This window comes from Micromonospora sp. AP08 (assembly GCF_008085935.1).
Lineage (GTDB): Bacteria > Actinomycetota > Actinomycetes > Mycobacteriales > Micromonosporaceae > Micromonospora > Micromonospora chersina.
The window spans coordinates 30505-44769 of the sequence record NZ_VSEZ01000006.1 but is presented as its reverse complement, the minus strand read 5'-3'; the positions used below and the strand labels follow the sequence as shown (position 1 = coordinate 44769).

At 74.1% G+C, this 14265-nt stretch carries 14 protein-coding genes; 7 read left to right on the top strand and 7 right to left on the bottom strand.

The genetic code is table 11. The features are described 5' to 3' along the window. Positions 1-22: 22 nt before the first annotated feature. Positions 23-643: a pyridoxamine 5'-phosphate oxidase family protein gene (locus tag FXF50_RS12135; RefSeq protein WP_148427318.1), complete on the bottom strand. Its 621-nt coding sequence runs from the start codon at positions 641-643 to the stop codon at positions 23-25. A 165-nt stretch (positions 644-808) separates the two neighbouring features. Between FXF50_RS12135 and FXF50_RS12130 the strand changes: the two genes are divergently transcribed. From FXF50_RS12130 to FXF50_RS12120, 3 genes are all read left to right on the top strand, one after another. Continuing rightward, positions 809-1315: a DUF2231 domain-containing protein gene (locus tag FXF50_RS12130; RefSeq protein ID WP_148427317.1), complete on the top strand. Its 507-nt coding sequence runs from the start codon at positions 809-811 to the stop codon at positions 1313-1315. After that, positions 1312-1848: an Hsp20/alpha crystallin family protein gene (locus FXF50_RS12125; RefSeq protein ID WP_148427316.1), complete on the top strand. Its 537-nt coding sequence runs from the start codon at positions 1312-1314 to the stop codon at positions 1846-1848. The genes FXF50_RS12130 and FXF50_RS12125 overlap by 4 nt, the downstream gene beginning before the upstream one ends. A 61-nt stretch (positions 1849-1909) precedes the next feature. Continuing rightward, entirely contained in the window at positions 1910-3016 is a 1107-nt protein-coding gene (locus tag FXF50_RS12120) for a glycosyltransferase family 9 protein (protein ID WP_148427777.1), read from the top strand. Between the two features lie 3 nt (positions 3017-3019). On the opposite strand, the gene FXF50_RS12115 is transcribed toward FXF50_RS12120, so the two are convergent. Both FXF50_RS12115 and rfaE2 read right to left on the bottom strand, forming a co-directional pair. After that, positions 3020-3898, bottom strand: coding sequence for a glycosyltransferase family A protein (locus FXF50_RS12115; protein WP_148427315.1), 879 nt, complete (start codon positions 3896-3898; stop codon positions 3020-3022). After that, entirely contained in the window at positions 3895-5742 is a 1848-nt protein-coding gene (gene rfaE2, locus FXF50_RS12110; protein ID WP_148427314.1) for a D-glycero-beta-D-manno-heptose 1-phosphate adenylyltransferase, read from the bottom strand. Before rfaE2 ends, FXF50_RS12115 begins: the two co-directional genes overlap by 4 nt. Positions 5743-5863: 121 nt before the next feature. Between rfaE2 and FXF50_RS12105 the strand changes: the two genes are divergently transcribed. After that, on the top strand, positions 5864-6412 hold the full coding sequence (locus FXF50_RS12105; RefSeq protein ID WP_148427313.1) for a type 1 glutamine amidotransferase domain-containing protein: 549 nt from the start codon (positions 5864-5866) through the stop codon (positions 6410-6412). Positions 6413-6463: 51 nt separating this feature from the next. Beyond that, a complete protein-coding gene (locus FXF50_RS12100) occupies positions 6464-8137 on the top strand; it encodes an MDR family MFS transporter (protein ID WP_148427312.1) in 1674 nt (557 codons plus the stop codon). A gap of 4 nt (positions 8138-8141) precedes the next feature. On the opposite strand, the gene FXF50_RS12095 is transcribed toward FXF50_RS12100, so the two are convergent. Further along, positions 8142-9035, bottom strand: coding sequence for a LysR family transcriptional regulator (locus FXF50_RS12095; protein ID WP_148427311.1), 894 nt, complete (start codon positions 9033-9035; stop codon positions 8142-8144). 83 nt (positions 9036-9118) lie between these two features. On the opposite strand from FXF50_RS12095, the gene FXF50_RS12090 reads away from it, so the two are divergent. After that, positions 9119-10015: a DMT family transporter gene (locus FXF50_RS12090; RefSeq protein WP_148427310.1), complete on the top strand. Its 897-nt coding sequence runs from the start codon at positions 9119-9121 to the stop codon at positions 10013-10015. On the opposite strand, the gene FXF50_RS12085 is transcribed toward FXF50_RS12090, so the two are convergent. Then, entirely contained in the window at positions 10008-10499 is a 492-nt protein-coding gene (locus tag FXF50_RS12085; RefSeq protein WP_148427309.1) for an NUDIX domain-containing protein, read from the bottom strand. The two genes, FXF50_RS12090 and FXF50_RS12085, sit on opposite strands and share 8 nt — an antisense overlap. Positions 10500-10583: 84 nt before the next feature. Between FXF50_RS12085 and FXF50_RS12080 the strand changes: the two genes are divergently transcribed. Beyond that, positions 10584-12233 (top strand): fatty acid--CoA ligase, encoded by a 1650-nt coding sequence (locus FXF50_RS12080; protein ID WP_148427308.1) that lies wholly within the window; start codon positions 10584-10586, stop codon positions 12231-12233. Positions 12234-12419: 186 nt separating this feature from the next. Here FXF50_RS12080 and FXF50_RS12075 read toward each other — a convergent pair whose 3' ends face one another. Both FXF50_RS12075 and FXF50_RS12070 read right to left on the bottom strand, forming a co-directional pair. Next, the gene (locus FXF50_RS12075) at positions 12420-13433 is read right to left on the bottom strand and encodes an NADPH:quinone reductase (RefSeq protein ID WP_148427307.1); all 1014 of its coding nucleotides are present in this window, start codon (positions 13431-13433) and stop codon (positions 12420-12422) included. Between the two features lie 158 nt (positions 13434-13591). Next, the gene (locus tag FXF50_RS12070; RefSeq protein WP_148427306.1) at positions 13592-14245 is read right to left on the bottom strand and encodes an HAD family phosphatase; all 654 of its coding nucleotides are present in this window, start codon (positions 14243-14245) and stop codon (positions 13592-13594) included. Between the last annotated feature and the right edge of the window lie 20 nt (positions 14246-14265).

Sequence of the window (14265 nt, the reverse complement as noted above, 5' to 3'; positions counted from 1 at the left end):
CCCGGGCGGTGAGGGCGGAGGCTCAGACGTAGAGCTTGCGGGCGTAGTCCGGGCCGTGGTGGCGTTCCAGGTCGGCCAGGTTCTCCGTGGGCGCCTCCACCTCCTTGACGAGCCGGGCGCGGGTCGGCAGCGCGTCGGGCCGCCAGGTCTCCGGCTTCCACAGCTCGGAGCGGAGGAACGCCTTCGCGCAGTGGTAGAAGATCTGCTCGATGGACACCTCGACGGCCAGCACCGGGCGGTGTCCCTTGACCTCCATGTCCGCGAAGTACGGCGCGTCCGCCACCAGCCGGGCCCGGCCGTTGATGCGCAGCGTGTCGGTGCGGCCGGGGATCAGGAAGATCAGCCCGACGTGCGGGTTGGCCAGGATGTTGCGGTAGCCGTCGGCCCGCCGGTTGCCGGGCCGCTCGGGGAGGGCGATGGTCGTCTCGTCCAGCACCCGGGTGAAGCCGGCCGGGTCGCCCTTCGGGGAGACGTCGCAGCTGCCGTCCGCGCCGGCGGTGGCGACCAGGCAGAACGGCGAGGCGGCCAGCCACTCCCGGTCCCGCTGGTGCAGCGTCGTGCGCTCCTTGTCCCGCGCCCGCTGGTTCGGTGTGCCCAGCAGTTCGGCCAGTTCCTCCGGGCTGGTGATCTCCCGTGCCGTCACGTCTGCCTCCCCCGTCCGTTGACCTTGACGGCGATTCCGGCCCACGGACGGCCGGTTTCCGTCAGGGTCAGCCTAGGAGAGCGCGTCGACGGCGAGGTTTGCCCCCGGAGCCGGCGGGTACGGACTGAGCCGCAGCGCGCCCGGACGCGATCGATGGAGGCCGAGATGGAGAGCCGACTGAAGGTGCTCGGCCATCCCGTCCATCCCATGCTGGTGATGTTCCCGGTGGCCCTGCTGGTCACCGCGGTGATATTCGACGTCATCGACACCGTGGGCGGGCCGGACTTCCTCGGCGAGGTCGCGTACTGGAACATCACGGTCGGCCTGGTCGGCGGCCTGCTGGCCGCGGCGGCCGGCGCCTTCGACCTGCTCGCCCTGCCCACCGGCACCCGCGCCAAGCGGGTCGGGCTCACCCACGCCGCCGCCAACGTCGCGGTCATCCTGCTCTTCGCCGCGGTCTGGGTGGTCCGGCTCAACGCCGACTCCCGGGCCGCCGGGGGCGCCCTGATCGCCATCGAGGTGGTCGCCGTGGCGATCCTCGGCGTCAGCGCCTGGCTCGGCGGCGAGCTGGTGGACCGGCTGGGCGTCGGCGTCGACCCGGAGCACGACCTGAACGCGCCGAGCTCGCTGCGACCCCCCTCGGCGACCCAGCGGATCGGAGACGTGCGATGACGGAACAGAGCGGCGGTCGGGGCTGGCGGGGCCGCCAGCAGGGCTGGGACCCCATGGGCGAGCTGCAGTCGCTGCGCGCCGAGCTGAGCCGCCTGGTGGGTGGCCGCGGCGGCAGCCCGGACGTGGAGCTGACCGAGATCGCCGACGGCTGGGAGGTGGTCGTCCGGCTGCCCGGCGTGGCCCCCGAGGAGGTGGCCGTCGAGCTGGACGACCGGGAGCTGTGCGTACGGGCCCGGTCCGAGGCCGAGGTCAACGCCGACCAGGGCATCCCGGGCGGGTTCACGACCCGGGGCTTCGAGTACCGGGTGGACCTGCCGTCCCGGGTGGACCCGGACCGGATCGACGCGGTGATGGACCACGGCCTGCTGCGGGTGCGCCTGCCCCGGGCGGCCCGGCCCGCGCCGCGCACCATCACCGTCGGGCGCGCCGGCCCGAGCACCACCTCCGGGGGTACGCGGACCGTGACCGACCCGGCCGCGGACCGGGAGCTGCACCACCCGGACACCGCGGTCGACGAGATCGACCGGCCGTAGGGGTCGCGTGGCAGCCCCGGCCGACGACTCCAGCTCGGCGCGTCTGTCGCCGCGCCGCGACCTGGAGCCGTCGTCAGTGCTCGGCCCGGTCGGCGAGCGCGTACCCGAAGTCGAGCGGATCGCCGTGCTGAGGGCGAACGCGCTCGGCGACTTCATCTTCGTCCTGCCGGCGCTGGAGGCACTGCGGGCCGCGTACCCGTCGGCCGAGATCGTGCTGCTCGGCGCGCCGTGGCACGCGAAGCTGTGGCGCGACCGGCCCGGCCCGGTGGACCGGGTGCTGGTGGTGCCGCCGGCGCCCGGCATCCGCGAGCCCGGCCCGGACGAGGTGCCGTCCGAGCTGGCGGACTTCCTGGCGGCGGCCCGGAAGGAGCGGTTCGACCTCGCCCTGCAACTGCACGGCGGGGGTGCCAACTCCAACCCGATCATCGCCGGGCTGGGCGCCCGGGTCACCGCCGGCCTGCGCGCCGACGACGCGCCGCCGCTGGACCGCTGGATCCGGTACGTCTACTACCAGCACGAGGTGATCCGCTACCTGGAGGCGGTCGCCCTGGTCGGTGCGCCGGCGGTGACGATCACCCCGGCGCTGGCGGTGACCGACGCCGACCGGGCCGAGGCCCGCACGGTGCTCGGCGAGCCGGACCGTCCCCGGGTGGCGCTGCACCCGGGGGCCACCGACACCCGGCGGCGCTGGCCGCCGGAGCGCTTCGGCGAGGTCGCCCGGGCGCTGGCCGGCGACGGGTACGAGGTGCTGGTCACCGGCACCCCCGCCGAGCGGGAGACCGTGGACGAGGTGGTCGCGGCGGCCGGCGTGCCGGTGCGCCCGCAGGTCGGCACGCTCAGCCTGGGCGGGCTGGCCGCCGCGTACTCCGGTTGCGCGCTCGTGGTCTCCAACGACACCGGCCCGCTGCACCTGGCCGCCGCGGTGGGCGCCCCGACGGTCGGCGTCTACTGGATCGGCAACCTGATCAACGGGGCCACGCCGTTGCGCGTCCGGCACCGCCCGATCGCCTCGTGGACCACCAACTGCCCGGTCTGCGGCGTCGACTGCACCCGGGACATCTACCCGCACCGGCCCGGCGGCGGGGAGTGCCCGCACCGCGACTCGTTCGTGGCGGACGTGCCGACCGCCGAGGTGGTCGAGGCGGCACGCGACCTGCTGGCGGGCTGAGCGTCAGGCCGGCTGCGGGGTGTCCGACTCGGCGACCACGACCTCCCACGCCTCCACGTCCCGCTCCGTGACGGTGGTCGGCGACTCCAGGTGGTAGGCGCCGCTGGGCAGGACGCCGGCGCCACCGTGCCGCTCCAGCACCGCGAGCTGCGCGGCGACGTCCTCGCCCTGGTGCCGTTCCTGGAGCCGGCGCCAGAACTCGAAGCCGCCGGAGTCGAGCAGCTTGGCCCGGTCGTAGAGCACGCACCCGCCGATCCAGGAGACCTTGTACGCCCGCCACGCCCCGGCCGGCAGCCGCAGCTTCTCGGTGACGTGCAGCAGGTTCGCCGCCGGGTGGATGGATGCCCGCTGCCACTCCGGGGTGCCGGGGCGGATCCGCTCGGGCACCGGCGGCCCGGGCCACTCCTCGTAGTGCCCGTGCGTCTCGGGGCGCACGTCGTCGGCGTAGGAGAGTCCGTGCACGGCGTTGCCGACGAACCCGCAGCCCAGCTCGCGGATCGCGGTGACCAGCCGGGAGACCGTGCCGGGTTCCAGCCAGACGTCGTCGTCGAGGCAGAGCACGTACCGGGCCGCCGACCGGTCCAGCAGGTAGGCGCGGTGCTCGGCCAGCCCGCGCCGGGGCAGCCGCCGGGTCAGCAGCACCGGGTGGCCGCGGTGGCGCAACGCCCGGACCATGGTGGCCGCCGCGGGGTGCGCGTACGCCGGGTCGCCGTCGGACTGGTCGCTCACCACCACCCCGAAGTCCGGTACGCCCTCCTGCGCGGCCAGCCCGGAGAGGGTGACCGCCAGTTCGGCGGGCCGGTTGCGGGTGGGGATCAACACGTCGAGCTGCCGGGGGCGGCGGAACTCCTCGGGCGCGCCGAGGTCGAGCGGTCGGTTCACGCCGGCCTGCCCTCGTTCACCGGCGGGACGACCGGGTGCGACCGGATGCGGTCGATGATCGCCGACGTGGAGCGGTCCGGCACGTACCCGAGGGTGCGCACCTGGCCGCCCAGCCGGCGGACCAGCGGGGCCTCCGGGACCATCTCGGGCGGGTAGTCGCCGCCCTTGACGTAGACGTCCGGGCGGATCGCCTCGATGAGCTTCGCCGGGGAGTCCTCCTCGAAGACCACCACGTGGTCGACGCACTCCAGCGCGGCGAGCAGGGCGGCGCGGTCCTCGACCGGGTTGACCGGCCGGTCCGGGCCCTTGAGCCGGCGTACGCTGCCGTCGGAGTTGACCGCCACGACCAGCAGGTCGCCGAGCGCGCGGGCCTGGGTGAGGTAGCGGACGTGCCCGGGGTGCAGCACGTCGAAGCAGCCGTTGGTGAAGACGATCGACCGGCCGGCCCGGCGGTGCTCCGCGACGATCGCGGTCAGCTCCTCGGCGCCCACCTGGGTGGGGCGACCGGCCTCCTCCGGCCCGCTGCCCAGCGCGTCGAGCAGGTCCTCCCGCCGGCACACGCAGGTGCCGGTGTCGGAGACCGTGATGGTGGCGGCGAGCTGGGCGAGCTGCGCGGCGGTCGGCAGGCTCGCCTCCGCCGCCAGCGCCAGGGTCATGGCCGCCAGGTACGCGTCCCCGGCCCCCACGGCGTGGCTGGCCGGGACCGGGGTGCTGTGGCTGCGCCGGGGTTCGCCGTCGGCCCCGCCGACCACCGCGCCCTCGGTGTCCAGGGTCACCGCCACCACGTCCGCGCCGGTGTGCTCGCGCAGCTCGTCCAGGCGGGACTCGGCCAGCACGGCCCGGTCCACGCCGGCCCCGGCCGCCGCGTTGACGGTCACGCCGGTGCCCGTGACGCTGAGCCCGTCCCCGGTCAGCGCGACCCGCTCCTCGCCGGGCGTCGGCTCGCCGGTCGGTCCGGCCGCCCCGCCGCCGTGCTCGGCCGCGGGCGCCCCGGAGGTCGGGTGCGGGTTGCCGGGCTCCCGTTCGCCCGCGCCGCCGGGCGCCGCGCCGACGACCAGCTCGGAGGGGCCGTCGGCCGGGTCGGCCAGGTGGTCCAGGTGCAGGTGGCCGGCGGTCGCGCCGCGGGCCGCGCTCCGGTGCCCGCCGTTGAAGCCGGCGGCCGCCCGGGCCAGCAGGCGGGTCGCCTCGGCGAAGCTCGGCGTCACCACGGTCGGGTTGAGGCCGCGCCAGTCGGCCAGGTCGTGCGCGTCGAGCGCCACGGTGGCGTACCGGTCCCGGTTGGCGACCAGCCAGGCGCGCACGGCCGAGGGCAGCGCGCCCAGGCCGTAGTCGCAGACGACCAGGGTGGGCGGCTGCCCGGCGGCCACCGCGCGCAGTTCCTCCGTGGCGCAGTGCAGCGCGGTGAGCAGGCGGGCCACCCCGTCGTCGTCGAGCGGGTCCTCCGGGTCGCCGGAGTCCTCGCGGAGCAGGATCTGGTTGCCGGCGAGCATCCGCCGTTTCACCGGCGTGGGGCGCCCGGGGTGGCCGACCGTGCGGTCCCAGACGCCCGCGCGGTCGAGGCAGTCGTGCAGCTCGTCACCGGCCACGTCCGCGCCGACCGGGGCGACCAGGGCGGCCCGGCCGCCGAGGGCGGCCACGTTGACGGCGGTGTTCGCGGCCCCGCCCGCGGCGGAGATCCGGCGGCGCAGGGTCAGGACCGGCGCGGGCGCCTCCCGGCAGAGCCGCTCCGACTCCGCGAACCGCCACTCGTCCAGCATGGCGTCGCCCACGACCAGCACGGGACGCCCCTGCCAGCCGGCCACGACGGTGGCGAGCCGGCGCTCTTCCGCTGCTGCTCCTGCCATGCCCCTTCGGGTCCCCCGAGCGGGACCGGCCAAACCTGCGGCCCGGGACACCCTGGCCGTCCGGTTTCGGCGGATCCGGCCCGGGAACGGGTGCAGACAGACCCCGGAGAGGAGAACCACCATGGCAGCGACACTGCAGGGCAAGCGGATCGCGTTCCTGGCCGCCGACGGCGTCGAGGAGGTCGAGTACACCAAGCCCCGCGAGGCGGTGGAGAACGCCGGCGCCCGGGTCGAACTGGTCTCGATCGAGTCCGGTTCGATCCAGGCCTTCAACCACCTCGACCACGGCAAGCAGTACCAGGTCGACGTGACGACCAAGGAGGCGGACGCGGGGGCGTACGACGCGCTGGTGCTGCCCGGCGGCGTGGCGAACCCGGACTTCCTACGGACCGATCCCGAGGCGGTCCGGTTCGTGAAGTCGTTCTTCGAGGCCGGCAAGCCGGTCGGGGTGATCTGCCACGGCCCGTGGACGCTTGTCGAGGCGGACGTGGTGGGCGGTCGGACGATCACCTCCTGGCCGAGCCTGCGCACCGACCTCACCAACGCCGGCGCGAACTGGGTGGACCAGGAGGTCGTCACCGACAACGGCCTGGTCAGCAGCCGCAAGCCGGACGACCTGCCGGCGTTCTGCGACAAGATCGTCGAGGAGTTCGCCGAGGGCAGGCACTGACTTCTTCTCCCACCGGGGGCATGATCCGCCCCCGGTGGGAAAGGAAGCGGGATGACAGCCCAGGCCGCTCGTCCCGTGCTGCACGCCCGCCAGATCCGCCTGTTGATGCTCGGCCTGATGACCGGCATGCTGCTGGCGGCGCTCGACCAGACCATCGTCGGCACCGCGCTGCCCACCATCGTCGGTGAGCTGGGCGGGATCAACCACTACTCGTGGGTTGTCACCGCGTACCTGCTCGCCTCCACCGCGTCGACGCCGCTCTACGGCAAGATGGCCGACCTGTACGGGCGCCGCCCGGTCTTCCTCTTCTCGATCGGCACGTTCCTGCTCGGCTCGCTGCTGGCCGGCCTGTCGCAGAACATGACCCAGCTCATCGTCACCCGGGGCGTGCAGGGCCTCGGCGCGGGCGGCCTGCTGACGCTGGCGTTCACCATCATCTCGGACGTGGTGCCACCCCGGGAACGTGGCCGCTACCAGGGCCTGTTCGGCGCGGTCTTCGGCATCTCCTCGGTGGCCGGCCCGCTGGTCGGCGGCTACTTCGCGGAGACCAACTGGCGGTGGATCTTCTACATCAACGTGCCGCTGGCCATCCTCGCCATCGTGGTCTGCTACCACGTCATGCGGCTGGTCCCCTTCCAGCGCCGGGAGCACAGCGTCGACTGGGTCGGGGCGGGATTGCTGGTCGCGGGGGTGAGCTGCCTGCTGCTCGCGCTGAGCTGGGGCGGCAACGAGTACGCCTGGGACTCCGGGGTGATCATCGGGCTGTTCGTGGCCGGGGCGGTGCTGGGCGCGCTCTTCGTGCTCCAGGAGGCCCGGGTGAAGGAGCCGATCCTGCCGCTGCGGCTGTTCCGCAGCCCCACCTTCGCGCTGGCCAACTCGGCGGGCTTCGTGCTCGGTCTGGTGATGTTCGGGTCGATCATCTTCATCCCGCTCTACCTCCAGATCGTCAAGGGCGCCTCGCCGACCCGCAGCGGCCTGCTGATGCTGCCCATGATGGCCGGCATCATCTTCACCTCGATCATCACCGGGCGGGCCATGAGCCGGATCGGCCGGTACAAGTGGTTCCCGGTGGCCGGCGCGGCCGTGCTGGTGGCCGGCATGCTGCTGTTCCGGCAGCTCCAGGTGGCCACCTCGCTCTGGGTCGCCTTCGGCTTCATGGTGGTGATCGGCGTCGGGCTGGGCCTGTGCATGCAGTCGCTCATCCTGGGCGTGCAGAACTCGGTCGACCCGCGCGACCTGGGCGCGGGCACGTCGTCGGCGACGTTCTTCCGCTCGCTGGGCGGCTCGTTCGGCGTGGCCATCCTCGGCGCGGTGCTGTCGTCCCGGCTCACCAGCGAGCTGGCCGGGCGGCTGCCGGCGGCCATCGCCCAGCTCCCGCCGGACCAGCGGGCGGCCGTGGCGGCAAGCGGCGGCGCCAACATCTCGATCAACGACCCGGCGACGATCATGGCCCTGCCCGGTCCGGTGCGGGGCGCCATCCAGGCCTCGTTCGTCGAGTCGCTGCACCTGGTCTTCCTGACCACCGGGCTGGTCGCGATCCTGGCCGTGGTGGTCACCCTGCTCATGCCGAACGAGCAGTTGCGCGGCGCCGGCCCGCACGGGTCGGCCGGCGGCGCGGACCCGCTCGGCGGCCCGGCGGCCGCCCCCGGCGGCAAGCCCCTCACCCGGGAGTCGAAGGAGGAGGCCGCCGCCGACATGGAGTCCAAGTCCCAGACGATGCTCTGACCCGCTACCCCTCGGGTCGGGCGGCCAGCAGGTCGAGGATGAGCGCCAGCGGCGGCCAGGCCGCCCGGCCGCGGCGGGTCACGGCGTACGCGCGCAGCAGGGCCTGCGGTCCGGTGAGCGGCAGGAGCCGGACCCCGGGCCCGGTGGGCTGGTCGCCGGGGAGCAGGCCGACGCCGAGCCCCGCGACGATGAGGTCCTGGACCAGGTCGAGGCTGTCGGCGCGGTGCACGATCCGGGGCTCGAAGCCAGCCATCGAGGCGATGGTCCGCACCACCACCTCGTCGGCGGTGTTGCGCGAGTTGACGATCCAGTCCCCGTCGCGGAACCGGTCGAACACCGCCGGGGCGTCCGCCTCCGGGAGGGCCGCCGCGCCGGAGGGCACGCCGAGGTGCCAGGCCGCCGTCCACAGCGGCGTGGTGTCGAGCGCGGGGTCGGCGGTGATCGGGGCCAGGTTGTAGTCGTAGGTCAGCGCCAGGTCGACGTCGTCGGTGGCGAGCAGCGCGTACGCCTCGGCCGGCTCGTGCTCGTCGATGCGGAGGCGCACCCGTGGGTGGTCCGCCGCGAGCCGGGCGGTGAGCGGCAGGAGCGAGCGCCGGACGGCGGTGGCGAAGCCGGCGACGCGGACCGTGCCGGCCGGCTCGGCGCGTGGGTCGAGGTCGAGCCGGGCCGCGTCGACCGCGGCGAGGATCGTCACGGCGTGTTCGGCCAGCCGGCGCCCGGCCGGGGTGAGCCGGACCCGGCGGCCGTGCGGTTCGACCAGGTCGGTGCCCACCTCCCGGGCCAGCACGGCGAGCTGCTGCGACACCGTCGAGGTGGTGACGTGCAGCTCGTCGGCGACCAGGCGCATCGAGCCGAGCCGGGCCAGTTCGCGCAGCAGGCGGAGGCGACGCAGGTCCACGAGGCGATTATTCACGATTGCCTAATGGTTCATCCAGGAATGGCACGTGGACGCGAGCGGTCCGGACCGGCTCTACTGTCCCCATGACCACCGTGACTCCCGCCCGGGCCGGCACCGCCATGGCCGTCGCCTCCATGACCTGCGTCCAGCTCGGGCTGGCCGCCTCGGTGGGGCTCTTCGACCGGGTCGGCCCGGAGGGCGCCGCCTGGCTGCGCCTGGCCTGGGCCGGGGTGCTGCTGGCGGTCTTCGTCCGGCCCCGCCCGTCGGCCTTCACCCGCTCCGCCCTGCGGGCCTGCGTGGCGCTGGGCGCGGTGACCGCCGGCGTCACGATCCTGTTCATGGCGGCGGTGGCCCGGCTGCCCCTGGGCACGGCCAGCGCGCTGGAGTTCCTCGGGCCGCTGGGTGTGGCCGTGGCCCGCGGTCGGGGCGGCGCCAAGCTCTGGCCGGCGCTCGCGGCGGTCGGGGTGCTGCTGCTCACCGAGCCGTGGCACGGCGGCGCGGACCCGGTCGGGGTCGCGTACGCGCTCGGGGCGGGGGCCTGCTGGGCGGCGTACATCCTGCTCACCCAGCGGGTGGGGGACGAGGTCTCCGGGGTCCGCGGCCTGGCGGTCTCCATGCCGGTGGCCGCCGTCGTCGCGACCCTGGTCGTCGGCCCGTCGGTGCTCGGCGACCTGACCTGGCCGGTGCTGCTGGCCGGCCTCGGGCTGGCCGTGCTGCTGCCCGTCGTGCCGTTCGTGCTGGAACTGCTGGCGCTGCGCCGGCTCACCACCGCCGCGTTCGGCACGCTCATGAGCCTGGAGCCGGCCATCGCGCTGGTGGTCGGCCTGGTCGCGCTGGGTCAGGTGCCCGGGCCGGCCGCGGTGGCCGGGATCGCCTTCGTGGTGGTGGCCGGGATCGGCGCGGAACGTTCCGGCGCCCGGCCGGACCGCACCGGCACGGCCGCGGAGGAGCGGCCCGTGGAGGCCGGCGCCGTCACTTGAGGATGAGGCGGTTGGTCTGCTCGAAGACGTCCAGGTCGGCGAGGGTCTCGACGACGCTGGCAGAGAGCGGGGTGGGCAGCTCCTCCGGGTGGAAGAAGTCGGCGTCGATCGTCTCGTCGGTGAACCGGGCCAGCTCGCCGTCCCACTCCTCGACCCGGAACGCCGTGGTGAAGACCTGGTAGGTGTGGCCGTACATGTTGGTGTTGGTGAAGTCGGGGCCGGTGTAGAGGGCGAAGGCGCTGACCCGCAGGGCGCGCAGTCCGGTCTCCTCGCGCACCTCCCGGACGGCGCAGTCGGCGATCGACTCGCCCAGCTCCATGGCGCCGGCCGGCAGCGCCCACTGGCCGTTGTCCGAGCGCTGGATGAGCAGCACCCGGGCGGCGTTGTCCCGGACCACGGCGCGCGCCCCGACGAACATCAGGGTGCGGTCACCGGCCAGGGCCCGGAGCTGCCCCACGTACGAGTCGGCCCACGAGATGCTCACCCGGACAATCTACGCACCTTCCCTGATCGGCTCGGCCGTTCCGGGGGTTCCGCTGGTGTGACCGGCGACACTACGTTGTTACCCATGCGTAGCACGATGATGGACGCCCCCCTCCAGGTCGCCCGGATCCTCGAACACGGCTCCACCGTGCACGGCACGGCCGAGGTCGTCACGTGGACCGGCGCCGAGCCCCGCCGGATGACGTACGCCGAGGTCGGGCGGACCGCCGCCCGGCTGGCCCACGCGCTGCGCGACGAGTGCGGCGTCACCGGTGACGAGCGGGTCGCCACGTTCATGTGGAACAACAACGAGCACCTGGTGGCCTACTTCGCCGTGCCGAGCATGGGCGCGGTGCTGCACACCCTCAACCTCCGGCTCTTCCCGGACCAGGTCGCCTACATCGCCAACCACGCCGAGGACCGGGTGGTGCTGGTCGACACCACGCTGATCCCGCTGCTGGCCCGGGTGATCGGCCAGATGACCACGGTCCGGCACGTGGTGGTGGTCGGCGGCGGCGACCCGGGCCCGCTGGTGGCCGCGGCCGGCGACCGGATCGCCGTACACCACTGGGACGCCCTGCTGGCCGACCGGCCGGAGGTCTACGACTGGCCCGAGGTGGACGAGCGCGACGCCGCCGCGCTCTGCTACACCTCCGGGACCACCGGCAACCCCAAGGGCGTCGCCTACTCGCACCGCTCGATCTACCTGCACTCGCTCCAGGTCTGCATGCCCGAGGGCTTCGGACTCGGCCCGCAGGACCGGGAACTGGCCATCGTCCCGATGTTCCACGCGATGTCGTGGGGCCTGCCCTACGCGGCGTTCCTCTCCGGCGCGTCGCTGATCATGCCGGACCGGTTCCTCCAGGCCGAGCCGATCGCCGCGATGATCGCCGCCGAGCGCCCCACGCTGGCCGGCGCGGTGCCCACCATCTGGACCGACCTGCTGGCCTACCTGGACAGCCACGACGTGGACACCTCCTCGCTGACGGAGGTGATCGTCGGCGGCTCGGCCTGCCCGCCGTCGCTCATGCACGCCTTCCAGGAGCGGCACGGCATCGAGGTCATCCACGCCTGGGGCATGACCGAGATGTCCCCGCTGGGCTCGGTCTCCCGGCCGCCGGCGGGCGCGACCGGCGAGACGGCCTGGCGCTACCGCTACACCCAGGGCCGGGTGCCGGCCGGGGTCGCCGCGCGGATCGTCGGCCCGCTGGGCGAGCCGCTGCCCGCCGACGGCACGTCCGTGGGCGAGCTGGAGGTCCGCGGGCCGTGGGTGACCGCCCGGTACGTCGGCGACGACATCCCGGACGAGGAGAAGTTCCGCGACGGCTGGCTGCGGACCGGGGACGTCGGCACGCTGTCGCCGGACGGCTACATCACCCTCACCGACCGCGCCAAGGACGTGATCAAGTCGGGCGGGGAGTGGATCTCCTCGGTCGAGCTGGAGAACGCCCTCATGGCGCACCCGGCCGTGCTGGAGGCGTGCGTGGTGGGCGTGCCGGACGAGCGCTGGGACGAGCGGCCCCTCGCCACCGTGGTGGTGCGGGAGGGCGCCTCGGTCACCGCCGAGGAGCTGCGCGACTTCCTCGGGAAGTCGGTGGCGCGCTGGCAGTTGCCGGAGCGCTGGGCGTTCATCGACGCGGTTCCGAAGACCAGCGTCGGCAAGTTCGACAAGAAGGTGGTGCGTTCCCGGTACGCCGACGGTGGTCTGGACGTACGTGAACTGACCGCGCCGTAACACTTTCCGGCGTACCGTCGCCAGCACGGGTAGGACATGTTCCTCTCGAACATTCCTCCCCAGAGGGCGGCCCCGGCGTTCGCACCGCGCCGGGGCCGCCCGTCCAATTGCGGGGCGACCCGCAATGTCATTCTCGCGAAACTTGTTCGTCTCTGTCCCGATGATGGCGAAATCGGTTTCGCGTTCTCATGTCTCGCTGGTCGTGATGAGCACCTTGCCGACCACCGAGTTCTCCACCGCCTCGTGCGCCGCCCGGGCCGCCTCCAACGTGTGGTGGTGCAGCGGCAGGCCGGCCTCCTGGCCCACCCGCACCGCGCCCTGGGCCACCGCCGCCGCGATGTCCGTCACCGCCTGCGCCTTGGCCGCCTTGGGCGCCGTGTAGATCAGCACGAACTGCCAGCGGGCGTTCGGCATCATGAGCGGCCGGATCGGCAGGGTCACCTGCTCGCCTCCGTCGTCCGCGTAGACGCAGACCGCACCGCCCGTACGCAGCAACTGCACGTCGGCGGCGGCGTTCTGGGCGGCGGACACCTCGACGATCGTGTGCACCCCGTCGGGCGCGATCTTGCGGACCTCCTCGACCACGTCCTGCTCGCGGTAGTTGACCACGAAGCTGGCCCCGGCCGCCGCGGCGAGCTGCGCCTTCTCCGGGCTGCTCACCGTGGCGATCACGCACGCGTCGGCCCAGCGGGCCAACTGGATGGCCGCGTTGCCCACCGCGCCCGCACCGCCCTGCACCAGCACCACGTGGTCGCTCAACGCGCCGGCGTGCAGCTTGTCCGGCATGAACTCGCCGGCGGTCAGGCAGCGGTGCGCCGTCATGAACGGGATGCCCAGCGCGGCGCCCAGGTCGAACGAGGCCGACCCGAGGCTCACCGCGTGCCGGACCGGCACCACCGTGTACTCGCTGGCCGTGCCCCAGGGCCGCTGCCAGGCCGCCTCCCAGAGCCACACCCGCTCGCCGATGAGGATCTGGTCGACGCCCTCGCCGACCGCCTCGATCACCCCGGCGCCGTCCTGCCCGGGGATCTGCCAGCCCTGCGGCAGCGGCCAGGCGCGGCGGGCCTTCCAGTCGGTCGGGTTCACCCCGGCCACGGCCATCCGCACCAGCACCTCGCCCCGGCCCGGCTTCGGCACCGGCCGGTCCACGAGCTGGAGCACCGAGGCGTCCCCGTTGGTCTCGTACACGATCGCCCTCATCGCCGTCCCCTCCGCCGTCGTGCCGGCTGCGCTACCCGGCCGCCCCGCGATCATTCCGATCGGACGCGCCCCGGAAACGGTACAACCGGACGGTCAGCGGCAGGAGCGCGACATGTCGGACGTACCGGTGGTCGAACGCCGCGCGATCGGCCCGGGCCTCAGCCGAGGCGCGCCACCAGCTCCGGGGTGAGCGCGTCGATCGAGGGCAGCACCACCGCCGCCAGCTTCTCGGCGTCCGGGTCGAGGGGGTAGGAGCCGTGTGGCACGGCCACCACCAGGCAACCCGCGGCGGCCGCCGAGCGGACCCCGTTCGAGGAGTCCTCCACGGCCACGCACCGGGCCGGGTCGACGCCGAGCCGCGCGGCCACCGCCAGCCAGACGTCCGGCGCCGGCTTGCCCCGGGCGGTCTCCTCGGTCGACAGGGTCGCGCCGAACGCGTCGGCCAGGCCCGTCGCGTCCAGCGCCGCCGCGATCAGCCGGGTGGGGGAGGAACTGGCCAACCCCAGCGGCCACCGCGCGGCCGTGCGGCGCACCACCGCCACCGCGTCGTCGATCAGGGGTACGCGCTCCGCGTACCGCCGGGTCATCTCGGCCACCACCTCGGTGGCGACCTGCTCGGCGCTCCGGTCGACGCCCAGCTCACCGCTCAGGTAGGCGGCCCACTCGCCGGTGCTCATCCCCATGAGCCGGCGCTGGGTGTCCGGCTGCCAGGTGCCACCGTGCTCCGCCACGTACGCCCGCCGGACCTCCTCCCAGACGGGCTCGGAGTCCACGATCACGCCGTCCAGGTCGAAGAGCACCGCGTCCACCACGTACCCATCCTGCCGGACGG

Bases quoted from the DNA above. Each gene is read 5' to 3' on its own strand.
- FXF50_RS12130 (WP_148427317.1), top strand. From the start codon at position 809: ATGGAGAGCCGACTGAAGGTGCTCGGCCATCCCGTCCATCCCATGCTG.
- FXF50_RS12125 (WP_148427316.1), top strand. From the start codon at position 1,312: ATGACGGAACAGAGCGGCGGTCGGGGCTGGCGGGGCCGCCAGCAGGGC.
- rfaE2 (WP_148427314.1), bottom strand. From the start codon at position 5,742: ATGGCAGGAGCAGCAGCGGAAGAGCGCCGGCTCGCCACCGTCGTGGCC.
- FXF50_RS12105 (WP_148427313.1), top strand. From the start codon at position 5,864: ATGGCAGCGACACTGCAGGGCAAGCGGATCGCGTTCCTGGCCGCCGAC.
- FXF50_RS12100 (WP_148427312.1), top strand. From the start codon at position 6,464: ATGACAGCCCAGGCCGCTCGTCCCGTGCTGCACGCCCGCCAGATCCGC.
- FXF50_RS12090 (WP_148427310.1), top strand. From the start codon at position 9,119: ATGACCACCGTGACTCCCGCCCGGGCCGGCACCGCCATGGCCGTCGCC.
- FXF50_RS12080 (WP_148427308.1), top strand. From the start codon at position 10,584: ATGCGTAGCACGATGATGGACGCCCCCCTCCAGGTCGCCCGGATCCTC.
- FXF50_RS12075 (WP_148427307.1), bottom strand. From the start codon at position 13,433: ATGAGGGCGATCGTGTACGAGACCAACGGGGACGCCTCGGTGCTCCAG.